This is a genomic window from Methanoculleus nereidis (assembly GCF_032944295.1).
GTDB classification, from domain to species: domain Archaea; phylum Halobacteriota; class Methanomicrobia; order Methanomicrobiales; family Methanoculleaceae; genus Methanoculleus; species Methanoculleus nereidis.
In genome coordinates, this window is sequence record NZ_JABFFQ010000003.1 from 166,072 (window position 1) to 182,669 (window position 16,598).

Here is a 16,598-nt window from a genome sequence, read left to right on the forward strand (position 1 = left end):
CAGCAGATCCGGTGCCGGGCGCTTTTTTGGAGCCATATAATATAAAAATAGGATTATATTAATTTGTTCAAATGGATTCCACGGCCTGCCGGGTTTTTCTGGAGGGTTCCCGGGAGCGTTCCCGGGCATTCTCCGGCAGGCCCCCTATGGGGGCTCTCCTACCGATCCCTCAACTTCCCGACGACCATGGGGTCCTGAAGTCGGCGCAGAGCGTCAGCCCGCCGTCCACGTAGATGGTCTGCCCGGTGATGTAGGCGGCCTCGTCGGATGCGAGGAAGACGAAGACCGCAGCGATCTCCTCGGGCTCTCCGGCGCGCCCCATCGGGATATGGCCTTCTACGGCCGCCTTCTTCCCGGGGTCGTCCGTCCACTCCCGGTTGATCGGGGTTCTAATAGCGCCGGGGGCGACCGTGTTCACCCGGATGCCCTGCCCGGCATACTCGAGCGCGAGCGTCCTCGAAAGAGCCCTGAGTCCCGCCTTGCTCGCAGCGTAGGGGGCGTACTGCGGTTTCGGGATGGTCTCGTGAACCGAGGTGTTGTTGAGGATGATGCCCCCGCCCCCGCGGTCGAGGAAATGGCGCACCGCTTCGCGGGCGCAGAGGAACGCGCCCCGGAGGTTCACCGCGAGGACCCGGTCGTAGGCGTCCGCGGCCATCTCATGGGTCGGGCTCGCGGTCTGGATGCCCGCGTTGTTGACCAGGATATCGAGCCTCCCCCAGGCCTTGAGGACTTCCCGGAATATGCGCCTCACGTCCTCCTCGCGGGCGACGTCTCCCTGGACCAGCATCTCCCGGCACCCTTTCTCGCGGATGATGCTGCAGGCATCTTTCGTCTCCTCAAGCGTTATCTCCGCTTCCGTCTTGCTTGAATGGTAGTTTATGGCAACGTTTGCACCTTCGTCCGCGAACCGGATCGCCGTCGCCCGGCCGATGCCGGTCGAACCGCCGGTGACGAGGACGTTCTTTCCTTCCAGCCGTTTCATACCCGCTTCACCTTCTGGGTGGTCCGGGCACTCCGCCCGTCCCGGCCCCCGGTGGAGCGGGTGGTTTATGAAGGTCTCGGGCGGGGCTCACCGCCACTCCTCGATAACCTTCCGGACAAGCGCTCTCCTCTCCGGCCTCCCGGCGGTGAGCGCCTGGAACTTCTCCTCGTAGACCGGCTTTTCAACCGAGTAGAACGTCCCGAGCGGGATCGACGCTTCCCGATCGTAGTCCCATTCCCGGATCTTTCCTAGAGCGCTCTCGAATCTCCCGGTATCGACCTCGCCCTCCTGCATCTCGTAGGCGTGCTCATTGTAGTAGTCGGTCAGGTTGAAGTAGGTCGCGCAGATCTGGAGGACGTCAATGAGCGAGAACCCGCGGTGCATGACCGCCTCCTTGAAGAGATCTTTTAGGTGCCGGACCTTCTTCGTGTAGCCCCGCGCGATATGGGTGGCCCCGGCGGCGAGCATGACTTCGAGCGGGTTTATGGGGTGCTCCGTTATCCCGCCGGGGGTCGACCGGCCCTTAAAGCCGGTGGGCGACGTCGGGGTGTACTGCCCCGTCGTCAGCCCGTAGACCCGGTTGTCGTGGACGATGACGGTGATGTCGCTGTTCCGTTTGGCCGCGAAGATGAGGTGATCGAGCCCCTCGGCGTAGATGTCCCCGTCCCCGACGTGGCAGATCACCTTCAGATCCGGGTTTGCAAGGCGTATCCCGGTTGCTGCCGGGATAGAACGCCCGTGGATGGCGTAGAGGCTGTTGACGTTTAAGTAATCGGCCAGTTTTCCATGGCACCCGATCCCGCCGAGGAGGACGAAGTTCTCGAGGGGTATCCCTTCCTCCTCGGAGAGTTCCGCGATGGCCGACTTCATCATGTGCTGGATCGAGAAGTTGCCGCACCCGGGGCACCAGGTGTTCTGCGCCGGGCTGATGAGCCCACCGGCCGGCCGGCCGGGAGGTTGATCCGGGGTCATGCGAAGACCTCCCCGAGCCGTGCTGCGAGTTCGTCGACCGCAAACGGCCGCCCGTCATACTTCAGGATCGGGCGGCCTGGATCAAAGCCATGCTGCCGGAGGAGGCGGGCGAACTGCCCGGTGGCGTTGTTCTCGACGCAGACGACTCGGCCTGCCCCGATCATCGCCTCCTTCCACTGCCGGGCGGGGAACGGCGCAAGCACGAGCGGCTGGACGACCCGTGCCCCGAACTCCTCAGCCGCCTCGATGCAGGCCCACTTCTCCGACCCCCAGCAGATGATCGTCGTCCCGGAGTTCCGTGCGCCGTAGGTTTTCACCGCCGGGTAGGTGGCAAGTTCCGCATTGAGGCTCTCGCCTTTCCTGAACCTCATCTCCTGCAGTTCAATGACCTCCTCACTCTCTTCCGTCGTGAATCCGGCCTCGTCGTGGGCGTAACTGGTTGCCTTGACGACGGCGCCTTCCCTTCCCGGGAAGGCGAGCGGCGATACCCCGTTCTCAGTCCGGGCATAACGCCGGTACTCCCCTGCGCCGTCCCAGAGCACCGGTTCATGGTCCGGGGGCGTGGCGACGGCCCCGAAATCGAAGGAATAGGCCCCTTCCCCGAGTGTCTTGTCGGTGAGGACGATCGCGGGGACCTGGTACCGCCAGGAGAGCATCAGGGCGGTCGCCGACCAGGCGTAGGCCTCCTCGAGGTCGCCCGGGGCGACGACAAGCCGGGGGAACTCCCCCTGGCCGGCGTTCAGGACGAAGTGGAGGTCGCCCTGGGCGGTGTAGGTCGGTATGCCGGTGCTCGGACCGGGCCGCTGCCCCATCACGATCGTCACGGGGATCTCCGACATCCCGGCAAGGGAGAGGCCTTCGGTCATCAGGCAGAACCCGCCGCCCGAGGTGCCGACCGCCGTCTTCTCGCCGGCATAGGCGAGCCCGAGCGCCATCAGGATGACGCCGATCTCGTTTTCAGGGTGGATGACTTTGATCGCGAGGTCTTCGGCGCGGTTGGCGAGGAAGTGGAGGATACTTGACGATGGGGTCATCGGGTAGGCAACGTAGGTGTCGAGCCCGCCGTGGACGAGTCCGAGCCCCGTGACCTCGTTTCCGGTCAGGACCGGGAGTGCGGGGGCATCGAGGGGCTCGACGGTGAAGACCTCCCCTGCGGCGTCGTAGCCCCGCCCGGAGACCCGGAGGTTCGCCTCCAGGTGCTTTGCAGGGACGGTTGCGCGGAGAACGTCATCGAGAATTTCCCGCCCGATGCCCCCCACCCGTGATAGCGCACCGAGCATCGCGGAGTTCTTGGTGATCGGGGGTGCTTTCTCCTCTTTGACGATCGCATCGAGCGGGAGGCCGTAGCCTTCCGCCCGCACCACCTGCGAGGCGTCGTAGATGACCGTCGTGCCGCTATGGATCCTCTGGCGGTGGTTATCGATGCTGTTCTGGTCGAAGGCGAGGAGGACGTCGACCGGGGTGCGGTGCGCCCCGACGGTCCTGTCCGAAGCCCGGATGATTGCGAAGTTGTGCCCGCCGCGGATGAGCGAGGGGTAATCGAAGTACATGTAGGTGCGGTAGCCGAGGCGGGAGAAGAGACCGGCGATGGAGAGGCCTGCCGTGTTGATGCCTTCGCCGGCCTTCCCGCCGATGAGTACGGAGTATTCGGCCATGGTAATCAGGCGTGCCGTAGCCCGCCTGCGGGTATATAGGTTGTGCTATGTGGAGGACGTGGTCCCGCCTGAGCCAATAACAGATGCGTATCCTCTGATTCTCTCCGATCCTTCACCGTACGACCGGCGACGCCGTCTCATCGAACGGGTTGCTCCGCATCGCAAGCGAGAAGAGGTAGGGGTAGTTCCTCTGGAGATACTCCATGTAAGCGAGCCATTCTCCGATAAGCCGGCCGTACACCCGTTCGACATCCCCGGCAAGGTGTTCGACGTCGCTTGCCGGGAGCCCGGCAAAGTCGCCCCGCCGTTCGAGTTCCTCGGTCAGGTGGAAGACCGCACGAAGAAGGTCGGTGAACGACTCGTGCTCCATGAGGACGGGGTTCTCGAGCAGGCGGAGGAGGAATCCCCGCCGCTCCGTCAGGTAACGGCAGAGTTCCTGCAGGTCGGCGGCACCGACGGTGACCCGGCAGGTGTGGTGCCGGAGGCGATCGCGCACCGCGGAGAACCTCTCCGGCGTCCAGGCGTTCGTCACGACGAGGTCGTGCCGGATCTCCGGGAGGTTCGGGTCGCGATCCGAGAGGATAGTGAGGAGTTCGGTGCCGACCTCCGAGAAGAAGGTGCCGATGACCATGTTCAGTTTGTCCAGCCGGTCGCGCTTTGCCCGGACGCTCAGGAGCTGGTTTAAGATGAGGGTGACCAGGAGGACGTTTATCGGGAGGAACCCGAGAGCGTTGAAGATATACTGATAGGTGTTCTCAACGTCGCCGAGCAGAAGGTATTTCACGCCGTAGATAGCGACCGATGAAGCGACGAGAACAATCCCGAGCCGTACTTCCCAGGTCCGGAGGCTGATGCGCATGATACGATAACGTATTTCCGGTGGAGAAATAAAGGTTGGGCTCCGGGACCCCCTCAGACCCGCAGGCGTGGCGATCCCGGCACCTCAACGGGTGCGGGAACCTTTCGCCGCTCTGCGATCTCCGCCTTGACCCAGGCGACCAGGTCGAGCAGGCCAGCCTCAAGCGAGATCTCCGGCTCGTACCCGAGGACCTCCCGTGCACGGCCGATGTCTGCAAAGCAGTGGCGGATATCGCCGGTCCGGCCGGTCCCCGTGACCTCGGGGGCGAGGTGTTGCCGCCGGGTAATCGTTCCAAGGAGATCGGCGATGGTCTTAAACGTATAGGGCCGGCCGCTTCCGATGTTGAACGTCCCGCCGGCAGCGCCGGGCGACTCGAGAGCCAGGCGGAAGGCACGCACCGCGTCGTAGACATTCACGAAATCGCGCTGCTGGTAACCGTCCTCGAAAAGGCGTACAGGAGTGCCCTGGAGCAGGCGGGACGCATACTCGGTCAGCACGCCGGAATACGGGTTTGCATACCCCTGGTGCGGGCCGTAGACGGAAAAAAGCCTGAGAATGGTCGTCGGGATGCCGTACGATTCCCCGATCAGCCTGCACATCTCCTCCTGGTCATACTTGGAGATGGCGTAGACCGAGAGCGGGGATGCCTCCTTTGTCTCCGGTGTGGGAAGCGGATAGATCACCTCACCGTCCGGGCTCCGGGGTTCCCAGTCTCCCCGTGCCACCTGGTCGCGAGAGCGCCGGATCTTCGGGTAGACGGTGCCGTTGTACGAGCAGTATAACCCTTCACCGTAGACGGCGCTGCTGGAGGCGACGATGAGCCGCTTTATGGGGTGGTCGAGCAGGGCCTCGAGGAGGACGGCGGTCCCGGCGGTGTTGACGCTCATGTACTTCTCGATCCGGTACATGCTGGACCGCTCTCCGACGACTGCCGCCAGGTGAATGACGGTGTCGACTTCTTCGAGAGCCTCCTCGAGCTGGTGCGGGTCCCGGATATCCCCAACGATGACCTTCGCCCGCCGGTCGAGGTGGTTGGGCCGGTGCCGCTCCGGGCCGTGCACCCGCGGCGTCAGGTTATCGAGAATGCGGACCCCATAGCCGTGCTGCAGCAACTCCGTTGCGAGGTGTGATCCGATGAATCCCGCCCCGCCGGTGATGAGAATGGTCGGACTGGTATCCGTATGCATGGTATATCAGGCACACCTGATGCACTCTTCGCATTAAATATTATCGCGGATACGAAATATTATTAAAAAATGGTTATCTGGGGTATTTGTATCTTCCGAGGTTGTTTTCCCTCCCCCGGTCCAACGGCAAGGACATGGTGTGCGGCCAACGGGGGAGGTTGTTTGTCGCTACGCTCTTACGAGTCGAGGACCGCTTCGGCAGCGTCGCGGTAGGCCCGCATCACGTACGGGATGCCGGAGACCTCTTCCGCCTCCTCGGTCAGGGCCATCAGGTCGTTCCGGCCGACCGTCTTGAGGCTGAAGTTCCGGGTCCCGGCCATGATCTGCTGGAGCCCGGTCCTGAACTTCTGGGCGTAGGTGTAGATCCCGATCGCTCCGAGCGGGATCTCGTCTATCCGGTCGGGGTACTTCTCCTTGAGCTCTTCGCAGCAGACGAAGATCTCCTCTCTGGTGCGGCCGTATTTCGAGACGGTCTTTGGGATCTCACCGGTCTCCAGCCACTTTGCGATGCTCTTCCCGACCATGCCAGGGATCATAAGGGCGCGGCCCATACAGACCGCCTTGACGTAGGGGCTCCCCATGGCAAGCCCCTTGAAGACATTGGCCTCGTCCGCGAACCCGCCGGCGATGGCGATGTCCGGGACCCGGATGCCCCGCTGCCGGAGCCTCTCGGCGAACTGGTAGGCAAGCGACTCAATGTAGAATGTCGGGATGCCCCACTCGTTCATCATCGGCCAGGGGCTCATTCCGGTGCCGCCGGGTGCTCCATCGATGGTGAGGAGGTCGATCTTCGCTTCAGCCCCGTAGCGGATTGCCATCGCAAGTTCGACGGCCGAGTAGGCACCGGTTTTGAGGGTGACGCGCTTGAACCCGATATCGCGGAGCCGGTCGACTTCTTCGAGGAATTCTTCCCGGGTGACGAAGCCAAGGCGGGAGTGCCGCTCAAACTCCTTGATGGCGCCGTCCTGGAAGGCCGCCTGGACCTCGTGGACTCCCGGGTCCGGGAGGACGATGTAGCCACGGTCTTTGAGCTGGTTCGCCCGGTCGAGGCTGCCGACCTTGATCTCGCCGCCGATGCACTTTGCACCCTGGCCCCACTTCAGTTCGATCGTCTCCAGGTTGTGCTTTGACGCGACGTACTCGGCGGTCCCGAGCCGTGTGTCCTCCACGTTCAGCTGCACCAGGAGTTCGCCGTACTTATCTTTGAACTTCCGGTAGGTCTCGATCCGGCGGTCCATCTCGGGCGAACTGGTGACCTTGCCGTCGTGGTCGAGCACCAGCTCCGGGTCGACGCCGCAGACGTTCTCTCCGCAGACGAGCGTGATGCCCGCTATGGCGGCCCCGATGGCGAAGTGCTCCCAGTTCGCCCGTGCGATCTCGGTCGACCCGAGTGCCCCGGTGAAGATCGGAACCCGCATCGGCACTTTGATATCCCACCCATACTCGGTCCTGGTATCGACGTCCTGGAATACGGCGGTGTCGGGGTTGGCCTCGACGCCTTCCGGCATCCCCTTTGCGCCCCGGGCATAGCCCTGGATGTTCAGGTGCGAGTAGTCGATCGGGTAGTCTTTGTCCGCACCGGCTGTGATCTCACCGAAGGGACCGGGATAGAGGACCTCTCTGCCCCTGAAGGAAGAGAGCCAGATCTCGCAGGATCCCTTGCAGCCGTCGACGCACCGGCTGCAGATGCCGGACATCGGAACGACGTCACGGGAGCGGTTGGTCGTTCCTGTGGCTTCGTTAGCGTTTGGTCTTCGCAGATTCATCAGTTGCACCTTCGCAAGTGTGGATAGAAGGTTCCTTCCAACAAATATAAATCTTTCCTATGCGCGGGGCCTGCTGTTCCGAAACCTCGTCGTAATTTCGTTGCACCGTGCTCTGTTTCTGTTCGGCCTGATGCGGTTTCCTCGGGTCGCGCCGCCGGGGCCGGCAGCATTATGGGCTATTTATGCCCTTGTATCTACAGCATGCCACGAGCGTGGCGAAAGGGTAAAATACCTTGGTGTGCATGAATGCTTTATGAACCTCAGGTTGCTACCCGCTCTGATTGTGCTCCTGTTCGCATTTTCGCTCTCTGCCGCCTGCACCGGCTCAGGCGACCCTGCCGGCCCTTCTCCGCAGGAGACGGCGACGATCACAGAAACGCCTGCACCCACAACGACCACAGTCTCCCTTACGCCCGGCCCGACGGAGACGGTGCCGCCGGGAAAGGAGATTGAGTTCGAGGTCATGGAAGGATTGACTCCAACGATCACAGATGACCTTAGAATCGTGTTCGTCGGTGGCAAAGGCCAGGACTTCGTCAAGAGCATCGACGTACGCGTGACCAAGTCGACCGGGGAGGTCGTCGACGAGACCATGCAGCCGATTCGCGGCGACGAACTTATCATCCAGAATGCAAAGGGTGAGAACCGGGTCGAGATAAGTGTCACTCTCGTTACGGGCGGCCCCTACAAAATTATAGACCGGATTGTGGCAGTCTCCTGATCACCACGAACTTTTTTTAGCGCCGGGCAGGGTTCACCTGCCTCACGCCTTCTCGACCTCCCACCGTATGAGCAGGCCGTCGTCGAGCCGGATGGCGTCAATGAGCGTTAGCCGGGTAAAATGCTCCTCCTTGAGAAAACCGGCGCCGTCTGCCGGCGTGGGGGCATCCTTCCCGCCGATGACCATGCTGCCGACGAACGTCTGGAGTTCGTCGACGAGCCCCCGCTCGAAAAGCGCCCAGATCAGGGTCCCGCCCCCTTCGACCATCAGGCGCCGGATCCCCTGCCGGTGCAGTTCTTCGAGCAGGAGCGAGAGGTCGACGGTCTCGTCGCCGGCGGCGATGACGGCGGCATGCTCCCGGAGCCTTTCCACCGCTTCGGGGGAAGCTCTCTGCGAAACGGCCACAATGCGCTTGCCGGTTCCCTTGTGGAGGATATCCGCATCCAGAGGAGTCTTCCCCGCGCTGTCCACCACGACGCGGATCGGGTTCTCATCTTTTCCAACCGCTCTCCGTTTGGCCTGGAGTTCCGGGGACTTGACGGTGAGCGAGGGGTTGTCGGCGAGCACGGTCCCGATGCCGACCATAATGGCATCACTCTCCGCTTTGATCCGGTCGACTCGTGAGTAGTCCTCACTTCCTGAAATCCTCACCTGCCGCCGCTCTCGCGTCGAGATCTTCCCGTCAGCGCTCATGGCGACGTTGACGAAGACAAACGGGCGCATATTCTAGGGTTATACGACGATCTTCATATATGCTCGCCTTCTGGGCGGTACGGGACCTGCCGTGTCTCTTTCGCCCGCACCGTCAGAAACCCGGCGAAATATTTGTTATCGGTCCAGAAATGCCAGGAATAATCCTTCATTTTTCGAAATATTATTTTTATCTCGCCACCGGATATCGAATTGCATATATACTCATTCTGGAATAATCTCTGTATCTCCCATGCCTCCAAGCCGCTGCCCCTTCAGCCGTTTGCGCCAAGACCTCTTTACCGAGACGGATATTGTCAAGATGGTCGTGGTAGTGACATTTTCGACAGTATCACTTATGCTGACGGCTGTTGCACAGGACTACAGGGCTTACCTCGTCTGCCCCCTGATCTACTGTATTCCCATACTCCTTGTCGCGTTCTGGTTCCCCAGACAGGGGTTCCGGGTGACTGCGTTCCTGGTCGGCGGGTTTGTACTCATCCAGGCATACCTGTTGGTCCTCGGCTTCGCCATAGACCCGGTTATGACGGGATTGCACACGATGATCTTCCTCTGGGTCTTCGGGGCCACGACACTCTTCTCCCAGAACAGTCATCTGGCTGCTTTACGGTGCCGGCAGATCGCCGAGGATACCCGCGACGCAAAATTCCTCTGCGATCCCGAAACGCTCAGGCTGGTCTGCGTCAGCAAACGGTGTGCCGACATACTCGGTTACATCCCGCAGGAACTCATCGGCATCCCGGCCGAAAGGTTCTGGGCAGATGAGGCTGACAAAGCCTGGTTTGTTGAGGAGATGAAGCGGGAGGGCTACATCGGAAATGCGGAAACGACCTTCTGCACGCAAAACGGTGATGCACGGGTGGTCCTCCTCTCCTGCCGTGTCCTATTTCCCGAGAACCTCTTTGAGTGCACGGTTGTGGATACCGGCAGGCTCCGGGACGAGCACGAAGACCTCGTTCAGTCGAACGGACGCCTGATGGAATTAATCCACCAGTCAAACGACATCTTCTTCATGCAGGATGTAACGGGGCGCATCCTGCACTTCTCCTGGCTGCGCGCCTCAGATTATGGCATCTCTCCCGACGAGATCGTCGGACGGGGTGTGGATACCCTCCTGCCCGGAGACCTTGCCGCACAGCACATGAAGCAGGTTCGTAAGGTGATTCAGGAACGAAAGAATGCCTATTACAATCTCGACATGATGGTGGCTGGTGCCCGGCACACTCTCTCCGTCACAATCGCTCCCTATACCGGTGCTGACGGTGCACTTATCGGCGTCGTAGGATCCGCGCGCGACACCACTGAGATGCGGCGGCAGAGGCTTGCCTGCAGGCAGATGTCCTGGGAGGTTGACCAGTGGAAAGGGCTTGTCACCACCCTCTCTCACGAACTGCGCACGCCATTGCAGCCGCTCGTCGGCTATCTCCGGATGATCGTCGAAGATCCCGGGCATTACGGCCTCACAAAGGAGACAGGGGAGATCCTCAAGACCTGCCTCGAGTGTGCCGGTCAGGAACAGGCGGTGGTGGAGAGGGTGGTCGAGCTGAGTCTGCTGACGATGGACTGCGTCGACCTGACCGTTCAGGATATACATCTCCGTCAACTCGTTGACTCTGTCGTTTCCAGCGGCGGATATGATAGAAAGGCCCAGATATATAACGAAATACCTGATACTGTTTGCATCTGTGGAGATCTCGATCGGCTTTACCTGTTGATGGAGTGTCTGGTATCGAATGCGATTAAGTATAATGAACCACCAGAGAAAGTATGGATCCGCTATGCGGGATCAAATGAAAATCATTATATTATGGTGTGCGATAATGGCATCGGTATCCCCGCAGAAACCATCGGATCGATCTTCAGGCCGTTCTATATCGGGAATGCCGAGAAACAAAACAGTAAAGGCGGCAGAACAGGCCTGGGCCTCTCGATCGCGAACAAGTATGCCCTGCTGCACGGAGGAGAGATAACGGTGACGAGTGCGGTGGGCGAGGGGAGCACCTTCACCATCCGGATACCAAGGGAGGTATGAATTTTGGGAAACAAGATTATGGTCGTTGACGATGACCTGCCGACGCTGGAAGTAATGGAGCTGTTGCTCAGAAAGATCGATCGTGAACCGCTTCTGGTGCATAACGGGTGGGACGCCCTGCGTGCAATCAAGAAAGAGAAACCTGCACTTATCATCCTTGATGTGATGATGTCTCCGATAGACGGGTGGCAGTTCCTGGAGGAACTGAAGCGGAACGACGAGTTCAAGGACATCCCGGTTCTGCTCTTTACCGCAAAACACGTCTGGCCCGAAGAGTATTCGAGGTATGCGGATGACATCGTCGGTGTCCTTGAAAAGCCCATTTCGCTTGCCGAGTTGAAGGCTGCGCTGGAGAGGGCCCTCCCCCCGGGCGCCTCTTCTCATGCAGATGATGACATTCACCGTACCCCGGAGATCCGGAGCGGATAGTACCTCCTGGAGTATGCTCCGACCGGGACAGCCTGCCCTCCACCGAAAGGCATTTTATCGGCCAGCTGCGTAATACCGGATAGTGTTGCTCTCATGATCGTTACGGATCTTCCCGGGTATCCCTCTCTCAAGGAATACCAACGTATCGTGGGCAGAAAGCAATTTTCGGCGATAGAAGAACTTGCCGGTCGCCTCTCCGGCGTCAAGATCCAGGAAATAAACTCGACCCGCTACGGAGGCGGTGTCGCAGAAATCCTGATGTCATACGTCCCGTTCCTCAACGCACTCGGTCTTGAGACGACCTGGAGCGTCATGGAAGCCGGACCGGAATTTTTCGATGTCACGAAGACGCTCCATAACTTCCTCCAGGGCCGGGAAGGGTTCTCGCCGTCGATGGTCGAGACCTACTGGGAGGCACAGCGGCAGAATGAAGGGCTGATCGAGGACGATGCCGACGTTGTGACCATCCACGATCCCCAGCCGCTCGGTCTCGTCGAGTTCCTGACGGCCCGGGAACTCGAACGAAAGAGGCTGCTCTGGCGGTGCCACGTCCAGCTGGAGACGGTCCCCACGCAGACTGTGGGCAGTATCGGCAACACCTTACGAAGGCTGGTCGAGAAGTATCACGCCAGCATCTTCTCAAGTTTTCAATATCTTCCCCTCTGGAACGTGCCAAGTTTCATCATCCCGCCGTTCATCGACCCCTTATCCGAGAAAAACCGCGAGATCCCACAGAATGAGATTAATGCCACCCTCACGAAGTACGGTATCGACCCCGAAAAGCCGATCGTCACCCAGGTCTCCCGGTACGACGTCTTCAAGGATCCGGTGGGGGTCATCCAGTCGTTTAAGAAGGTCCGGCAGAAGACCCCCTGCCAACTCGTCCTTGTCGGGGGACGGGCGTGCGACGATCCGGAGTGTTTCCTCGTCCTGCGTGAGGTCCGCGAGACGGCCGAGGACGATCCCGATATCCATGTCCTTGACCTCCCGCCGGACAGTCACCGCGAGATCAACGCGCTCCAGCGGGCGTCGGACGTGATCGTCCAGAAGTCCATCAAAGAAGGGTTCGGGTTGACGGTGACCGAAGGGCTCTGGAAGGGAAAACCCGTGGTTGCCGGAAACGTCGGGGGCATACCGCTCCAGATCCGGGACGGCTGGAACGGCTACCTGGTCTCGACGATCCAGGAGACCGCCGACCGGATCCTCCACCTCCTCCGCAACCCGGAAAAGGCCGCGGAGATGGGAGCGCGGGGCAGGGAGTTCGTGCGGGAGTATTACCTCCTTCCCCGGGGCGTGCAGGACCATCTCACCGTCATCGACCAGATGCAGAACGGCAGGATCACCGCCCGGGACAGCGTCATCTGCTACCACCCCCAGGTGGTGACGACCCGGATGGCCGGGTGTGCGGCCTGGCAGTGACCGGTGCTCGCCCCATGCCCCGGCTCAGCATGCGGCGGGATCCTATCACCCGTTATTCGATGGGGATCTCCTTCCCGCCGGGCCCGGGAGGTATCCGCACCTTCTTTAAGCGCAGTTCGAGGACGCCGTTTTTGAACCTGGTTGCGGCGCTCTCTCCCGTTACACTTGCGGGCAGGCGTATCAGCCGGCTCAGGATGCCGTCCCCGCGCTCGTGGATGTAGTAGGCTCCCGGTGCCTCTTCGGCCGGCACGGCACGCCGTGCCGTTATCCGCAGGGTGTGCGGGTTGAGCAGGCTGACCCGGATCGCGTCCTCCTCCGCACCGGGTAGTTCCGCAACAACGATCACCTCATCGCCGTGGTCGAGGATATCGACCCGGAAGTCCGCGGATAGGCCGGGGAAGTCGCGGCTGCCCCCGCGGGAGATCTCCGGCAGCCTCTCCACATCCCTGTTCGGGATGGTTCTGTCAAACCCTGAATCCCTGTTGCCTGTTCCCTCATCCCCGTCCCGGCGTCCGGTGCCGGGGGAATCGTCTTCTCTTCCTGTCATGCTCTTTGCCTCCTGCAGTCTGGTAGCCATCAGATGGCCGGCCGCCACCCGGCGATCTCTCTTGAGCCGGCATACTTAACCCTTCGTACCGGGGGTCCCGGGCGCGCCCGCGGCCGGTCTGTGTCTGCATCCACACCCGGGTGGTGTATACCTTGCGGTACCATGGTGATACCGGGGCGCAGCCGTATGGATAATTCGCCCGGTGGCGTCGGTACTACTGTCGGAGCATCCCCAAAGAGCGTTTTTTGCGCCCCTTTCTCCCGGCCGTTAGGTTTTTGTGGCATGACCCGTATGGTGGGGAACCCCCGGATTTTCCAGGGTGCAGGGGTGACCGCACGACTCACCGCCTGTACCGCTGTACTGCCGGAGATACCCGTGCCGATGGATTCGGCGGGGGTTATGGAGGAAGATAAGATGGCCCAATTCAGACCATTTGAGATGGAGGGCATGCCCATCGAGGAGCAGCCCATGAACTGGAAGGATATGGTCCCGATGCCGTACGACAAGAAGGCGGTCGATGCCTACACCCGGACCCGGATCATCCTCATGAACGGTATCGAGAACAACGCCGTCCTCACTTCGCACGCGATCGAGCGGATGCACCCTGACCCCGAGGTGAAGAAGTCGATGGCCCTGATGCGGCGGATCGACTCCCAGCAGCAGGAGCTGGTCAACTGGCTCAACCCGGCGGACCAGTCGATCATCGAGACCACCCTCGGCTACGAGCAGGTGGCGGTCGACCTCACCGCGAACCTGGCGCAGAACGAGCCGGACCCCTACGTGAAGCAGACGCTGGACTTTGCGCTGCTCGAGGATTTCGACCACCTCTACCGCTACAGTTGCCTTTACGACTACATCGAGGGCGGCGACCCCGAAGTGATCGTCCAGGGCAAGACCGAGGTCAAGCCGGGCAGGCCGACGAGTATCGAGCACCGCCACCCCTTTGACTCGATGCGCAAGCACTATGACAAGGATACGGCCGACATCAAGACGAAGATGAACTACATCACGATCACCGCAGCCGAGCAGCAGACGATGCTCTACTACCGGTCGCACGGGTTCATGTATCCCGACGACATCGCGCGACAGCTCTACGCCGAGATTGCGGAGATCGAGGAGCAGCACGTGACCCAGTACGGGCTGCTCGGCGACCCGAACGAGACGATGCTTGAGAAGCTGGCGATGATGGAACTCAACGAGGCTTACCTCTACTACTCGTGCGCAGAGACCGAGAGCGACCCGAGGATCAAGGGGATCTGGGAGAAGTTCATGAAGATGGAGGTCACGCACTTCAACGAGTGTGCACGGCTCATCAAGAAGATCGAGGGCCGTGACATCCAGGATCTCGTAAAGGCGGACGTCATCGAGCCTCTGGTCGTCTTCGAGCAGAACAAGGACTACGTCAACAGCGTCATCGACGGCCAGCTCGACCTTGCCCCGAACAACATGGAGTTCATGCGGATGCGCGACCTCCCGGACGACTGGGCGAGTTTCGGCTACCTGCGCGTCATGAACGCAAAGGGTGTTCCGAGCGAGGAGATCGTCGGGAAAGCGGGCCCGAACCTTGCAGAGCGCGACCAGATGGAGAATATCCGGAGGGTCAAGCAGGAGATGGCCCGCCGGGTGGAGAAGGGTATGGCCGCGGTGCCGGCCCGATAAGGTCCCTTTTTTGGGTTTTGTTGAAACCCTCTCCCGGAGGATGAATTATCTCCGGATAATCCATGTCTCACCGACGCACGCGAAGGCGCGAAGAACGCGAAGTCTGGATGGGTATTGACTGTCTCCCTTCGCGGCTTCGCGGCTTCGCGTGAGACCCACATCACCCGCCTCTATCGGCAACCGAGTGTTATCCAGGGGTTGTGGAAAGCATTTCAACAGGGCCCTTTTTTGCTTGACGGCCCGAACCTTCGGGCTGCTGTGCGGCTTACCTCTTCCGCGGAAGAGTATACTGTTGTCTCTGCCCTGTTTGCCTCACACAACTTGCGATGGCCCGTAGGATCTTATGCACCACCCGCTACATATCTGGTGCCGGTAGGTCGCCGTTACCCCCTGGCCTCCCTGAGCGTGAACACAAACGCCGCCCCATCATCGGAACGGCCCGGCACCCGGTCTTCGACCCAGATCTTACCCCCGTAGCGGCCGATGAGGATCTGCACGAGGTACAGCCCGAGCCCCTCGCCGACGCCCCGCTGCTTCTTCTCGTAGCGATGGAATATCTCCTCTTTCTGGCCGTCCGGGACGCCCCGGCCGGTGTCCGCGACCGTCACCCGGACGAAACCGTCCTCTTCTTCCGTCCTGACGGCTACGGCGACGCCGGGACCCCCGTGCTTTACGGCGTTGCCGATCAGGTTCGTGAAGACCTCGGGAAGGAGGTCGTCGGCAAGAACCTGCCGGGGAACGCCCTCGTAGGAGATGGAGATGTTCGGGAAGTGGCCGATCTCCGCCCTGATGACCGCATTGAGATCCGTCGGCCGGAGGAGAGGCGGCCCGGCGTGAATCCGCCGGATCTTCGAGACGGTCCCCAGGATCTCGATGCTCTTCTGGACACTGCGCTGCAGTTTCTTAACGTATCCGACTGCTTCTCCCTCCAGGGAATCGACGAGCAGCTCGGCATAGAGGTTCGAGACGTTCTCGGTGTTCCCGATGTCGTGGGTCAGGATATCCAGGTAGAGGTTCGCCTCCCGGTGGGCGGACTCGAGGTCCCGGTGAATCCGGGCAAGCTCGGTGGCATCGCGTTCGCGGAGAGACTGCTCGAGGTGTCTCTTCTCCGTGATATCCGTAAGGGCCACCCGGTACCGGCACTCCGCCCCGCCGGCGGCCCGCTGAGAGCGCCCCTCCGCTATCAGCCACAGGGGTTTCTTCCGGCCGGGGGTCACGAGCTCCAGCTCGCACCTCTCTTTCTCCCCGGACTCCGCCATGCGGGCCAGGAATTCCCGGAATACCGGGAGGTTTGCCGGGGCCACGAAGGTTTGGAACCGCATCTGAACCAGGGATGCCCGTTCCACGTGCAGCAGTGCGGATCCGGTCAGGTTCACCCGCCGGATCCGGCCTTCGCCGTCCAGCGTGAGGTAACCGACGGGAGCAAACTCGTAGAGATCCCGGTACTCCTCCTCCGAGGCCCTGAGCTGTTCCTGCGTCTGGCGGAGCTCCGCGTTCTGCAGCTCCAGGTTGGCCCGGTGCATATCGAGTTCCTGGCAGAGTGCCAGCGTATCCATCCCGGAGCGTTCCGTTTTCTCTTCTCCCGCAGGCGCGGTCTGCTCCCGGGTACGCCGTCCCGAAGAGTCCTTGCTGTCAGCGCTGTTGGCTTCCTGCATAAGG

14 protein-coding genes are annotated in these 16,598 nt (G+C 61.2%); 5 read left to right on the top strand and 9 right to left on the bottom strand.

Annotation, left to right across the window (positions count from 1 at the left end):
- Positions 1-169 precede the first annotated feature (169 nt).
- The 6 genes from HL657_RS06345 to HL657_RS06370 form a co-directional block, all read right to left on the bottom strand.
- Entirely contained in the window at positions 170-982 is an 813-nt protein-coding gene (locus HL657_RS06345; protein WP_317295985.1) for a glucose 1-dehydrogenase, read from the bottom strand.
- 87 nt (positions 983-1,069) lie between these two features.
- Complete coding sequence (locus HL657_RS06350) at positions 1,070-1,954, bottom strand: thiamine pyrophosphate-dependent enzyme (RefSeq protein WP_317295986.1); 885 nt, start codon at positions 1,952-1,954, stop codon at positions 1,070-1,072.
- Positions 1,951-3,609, bottom strand: coding sequence for a 2-oxoacid:acceptor oxidoreductase subunit alpha (locus HL657_RS06355; protein WP_317295987.1), 1,659 nt, complete (start codon positions 3,607-3,609; stop codon positions 1,951-1,953). The genes HL657_RS06350 and HL657_RS06355 overlap by 4 nt, the downstream gene beginning before the upstream one ends.
- A 112-nt stretch (positions 3,610-3,721) precedes the next feature.
- Positions 3,722-4,468 (bottom strand): hypothetical protein, encoded by a 747-nt coding sequence (locus tag HL657_RS06360; protein WP_317295988.1) that lies wholly within the window; start codon positions 4,466-4,468, stop codon positions 3,722-3,724.
- A 53-nt stretch (positions 4,469-4,521) separates the two neighbouring features.
- On the bottom strand, positions 4,522-5,655 hold the full coding sequence (locus HL657_RS06365; RefSeq protein ID WP_317295989.1) for an NAD-dependent epimerase/dehydratase family protein: 1,134 nt from the start codon (positions 5,653-5,655) through the stop codon (positions 4,522-4,524).
- Positions 5,656-5,831: 176 nt separating this feature from the next.
- Positions 5,832-7,421 (bottom strand): FMN-binding glutamate synthase family protein, encoded by a 1,590-nt coding sequence (locus HL657_RS06370; protein ID WP_317295990.1) that lies wholly within the window; start codon positions 7,419-7,421, stop codon positions 5,832-5,834.
- A 283-nt stretch (positions 7,422-7,704) separates the two neighbouring features.
- Here HL657_RS06370 and HL657_RS06375 point away from each other — a divergent pair, with 283 nt between their 5' ends.
- A complete protein-coding gene (locus tag HL657_RS06375) occupies positions 7,705-8,142 on the top strand; it encodes a hypothetical protein (protein WP_317295991.1) in 438 nt (145 codons plus the stop codon).
- A 42-nt stretch (positions 8,143-8,184) separates the two neighbouring features.
- Here the strand turns inward: HL657_RS06375 and HL657_RS06380 are convergent, their stop codons facing one another.
- Positions 8,185-8,865, bottom strand: a complete 681-nt coding sequence (locus HL657_RS06380) for a 2,5-diamino-6-(ribosylamino)-4(3H)-pyrimidinone 5'-phosphate reductase (protein ID WP_317295992.1) — start codon at positions 8,863-8,865, stop codon at positions 8,185-8,187.
- Positions 8,866-9,154: 289 nt separating this feature from the next.
- Here HL657_RS06380 and HL657_RS06385 point away from each other — a divergent pair, with 289 nt between their 5' ends.
- The 3 genes from HL657_RS06385 to HL657_RS06395 all read left to right on the top strand — a co-directional run bounded on the left by HL657_RS06385 (position 9,155) and on the right by HL657_RS06395 (position 12,733).
- Entirely contained in the window at positions 9,155-10,885 is a 1,731-nt protein-coding gene (locus HL657_RS06385) for a PAS domain-containing sensor histidine kinase (protein WP_317295993.1), read from the top strand.
- 3 nt (positions 10,886-10,888) lie between these two features.
- Positions 10,889-11,314, top strand: coding sequence for a response regulator (locus HL657_RS06390; RefSeq protein ID WP_317295994.1), 426 nt, complete (start codon positions 10,889-10,891; stop codon positions 11,312-11,314).
- Between the two features lie 147 nt (positions 11,315-11,461).
- Positions 11,462-12,733 (top strand): glycosyltransferase, encoded by a 1,272-nt coding sequence (locus HL657_RS06395; RefSeq protein WP_317295995.1) that lies wholly within the window; start codon positions 11,462-11,464, stop codon positions 12,731-12,733.
- Positions 12,734-12,785: 52 nt separating this feature from the next.
- Here the strand turns inward: HL657_RS06395 and HL657_RS06400 are convergent, their stop codons facing one another.
- Positions 12,786-13,310: an Hsp20/alpha crystallin family protein gene (locus HL657_RS06400; RefSeq protein ID WP_317295996.1), complete on the bottom strand. Its 525-nt coding sequence runs from the start codon at positions 13,308-13,310 to the stop codon at positions 12,786-12,788.
- 384 nt (positions 13,311-13,694) lie between these two features.
- On the opposite strand from HL657_RS06400, the gene HL657_RS06405 reads away from it, so the two are divergent.
- Positions 13,695-14,939, top strand: a complete 1,245-nt coding sequence (locus HL657_RS06405; RefSeq protein ID WP_317295997.1) for a hypothetical protein — start codon at positions 13,695-13,697, stop codon at positions 14,937-14,939.
- Positions 14,940-15,322: 383 nt separating this feature from the next.
- On the opposite strand, the gene HL657_RS06410 is transcribed toward HL657_RS06405, so the two are convergent.
- The gene (locus tag HL657_RS06410; protein ID WP_317295998.1) at positions 15,323-16,594 is read right to left on the bottom strand and encodes a PAS domain-containing sensor histidine kinase; all 1,272 of its coding nucleotides are present in this window, start codon (positions 16,592-16,594) and stop codon (positions 15,323-15,325) included.
- Positions 16,595-16,598 lie beyond the last annotated feature (4 nt).

Excerpts from the sequence above, each read along its gene's own strand:
- HL657_RS06410 (WP_317295998.1), bottom strand. The coding sequence starts at position 16,594 with ATGCAGGAAGCCAACAGCGCTGACAGCAAGGACTCTTCGGGACGGCGT.
- HL657_RS06400 (WP_317295996.1), bottom strand. The coding sequence starts at position 13,310 with ATGGCTACCAGACTGCAGGAGGCAAAGAGCATGACAGGAAGAGAAGAC.
- HL657_RS06355 (WP_317295987.1), bottom strand. The coding sequence starts at position 3,609 with ATGGCCGAATACTCCGTACTCATCGGCGGGAAGGCCGGCGAAGGCATC.
- HL657_RS06385 (WP_317295993.1), top strand. The coding sequence starts at position 9,155 with ATGGTCGTGGTAGTGACATTTTCGACAGTATCACTTATGCTGACGGCT.
- HL657_RS06365 (WP_317295989.1), bottom strand. The coding sequence starts at position 5,655 with ATGCATACGGATACCAGTCCGACCATTCTCATCACCGGCGGGGCGGGA.
- HL657_RS06350 (WP_317295986.1), bottom strand. The coding sequence starts at position 1,954 with ATGACCCCGGATCAACCTCCCGGCCGGCCGGCCGGTGGGCTCATCAGC.
- HL657_RS06380 (WP_317295992.1), bottom strand. The coding sequence starts at position 8,865 with ATGCGCCCGTTTGTCTTCGTCAACGTCGCCATGAGCGCTGACGGGAAG.
- HL657_RS06360 (WP_317295988.1), bottom strand. The coding sequence starts at position 4,468 with ATGCGCATCAGCCTCCGGACCTGGGAAGTACGGCTCGGGATTGTTCTC.
- HL657_RS06345 (WP_317295985.1), bottom strand. The coding sequence starts at position 982 with ATGAAACGGCTGGAAGGAAAGAACGTCCTCGTCACCGGCGGTTCGACC.
- HL657_RS06370 (WP_317295990.1), bottom strand. The coding sequence starts at position 7,421 with ATGAATCTGCGAAGACCAAACGCTAACGAAGCCACAGGAACGACCAAC.
- HL657_RS06405 (WP_317295997.1), top strand. The coding sequence starts at position 13,695 with ATGGCCCAATTCAGACCATTTGAGATGGAGGGCATGCCCATCGAGGAG.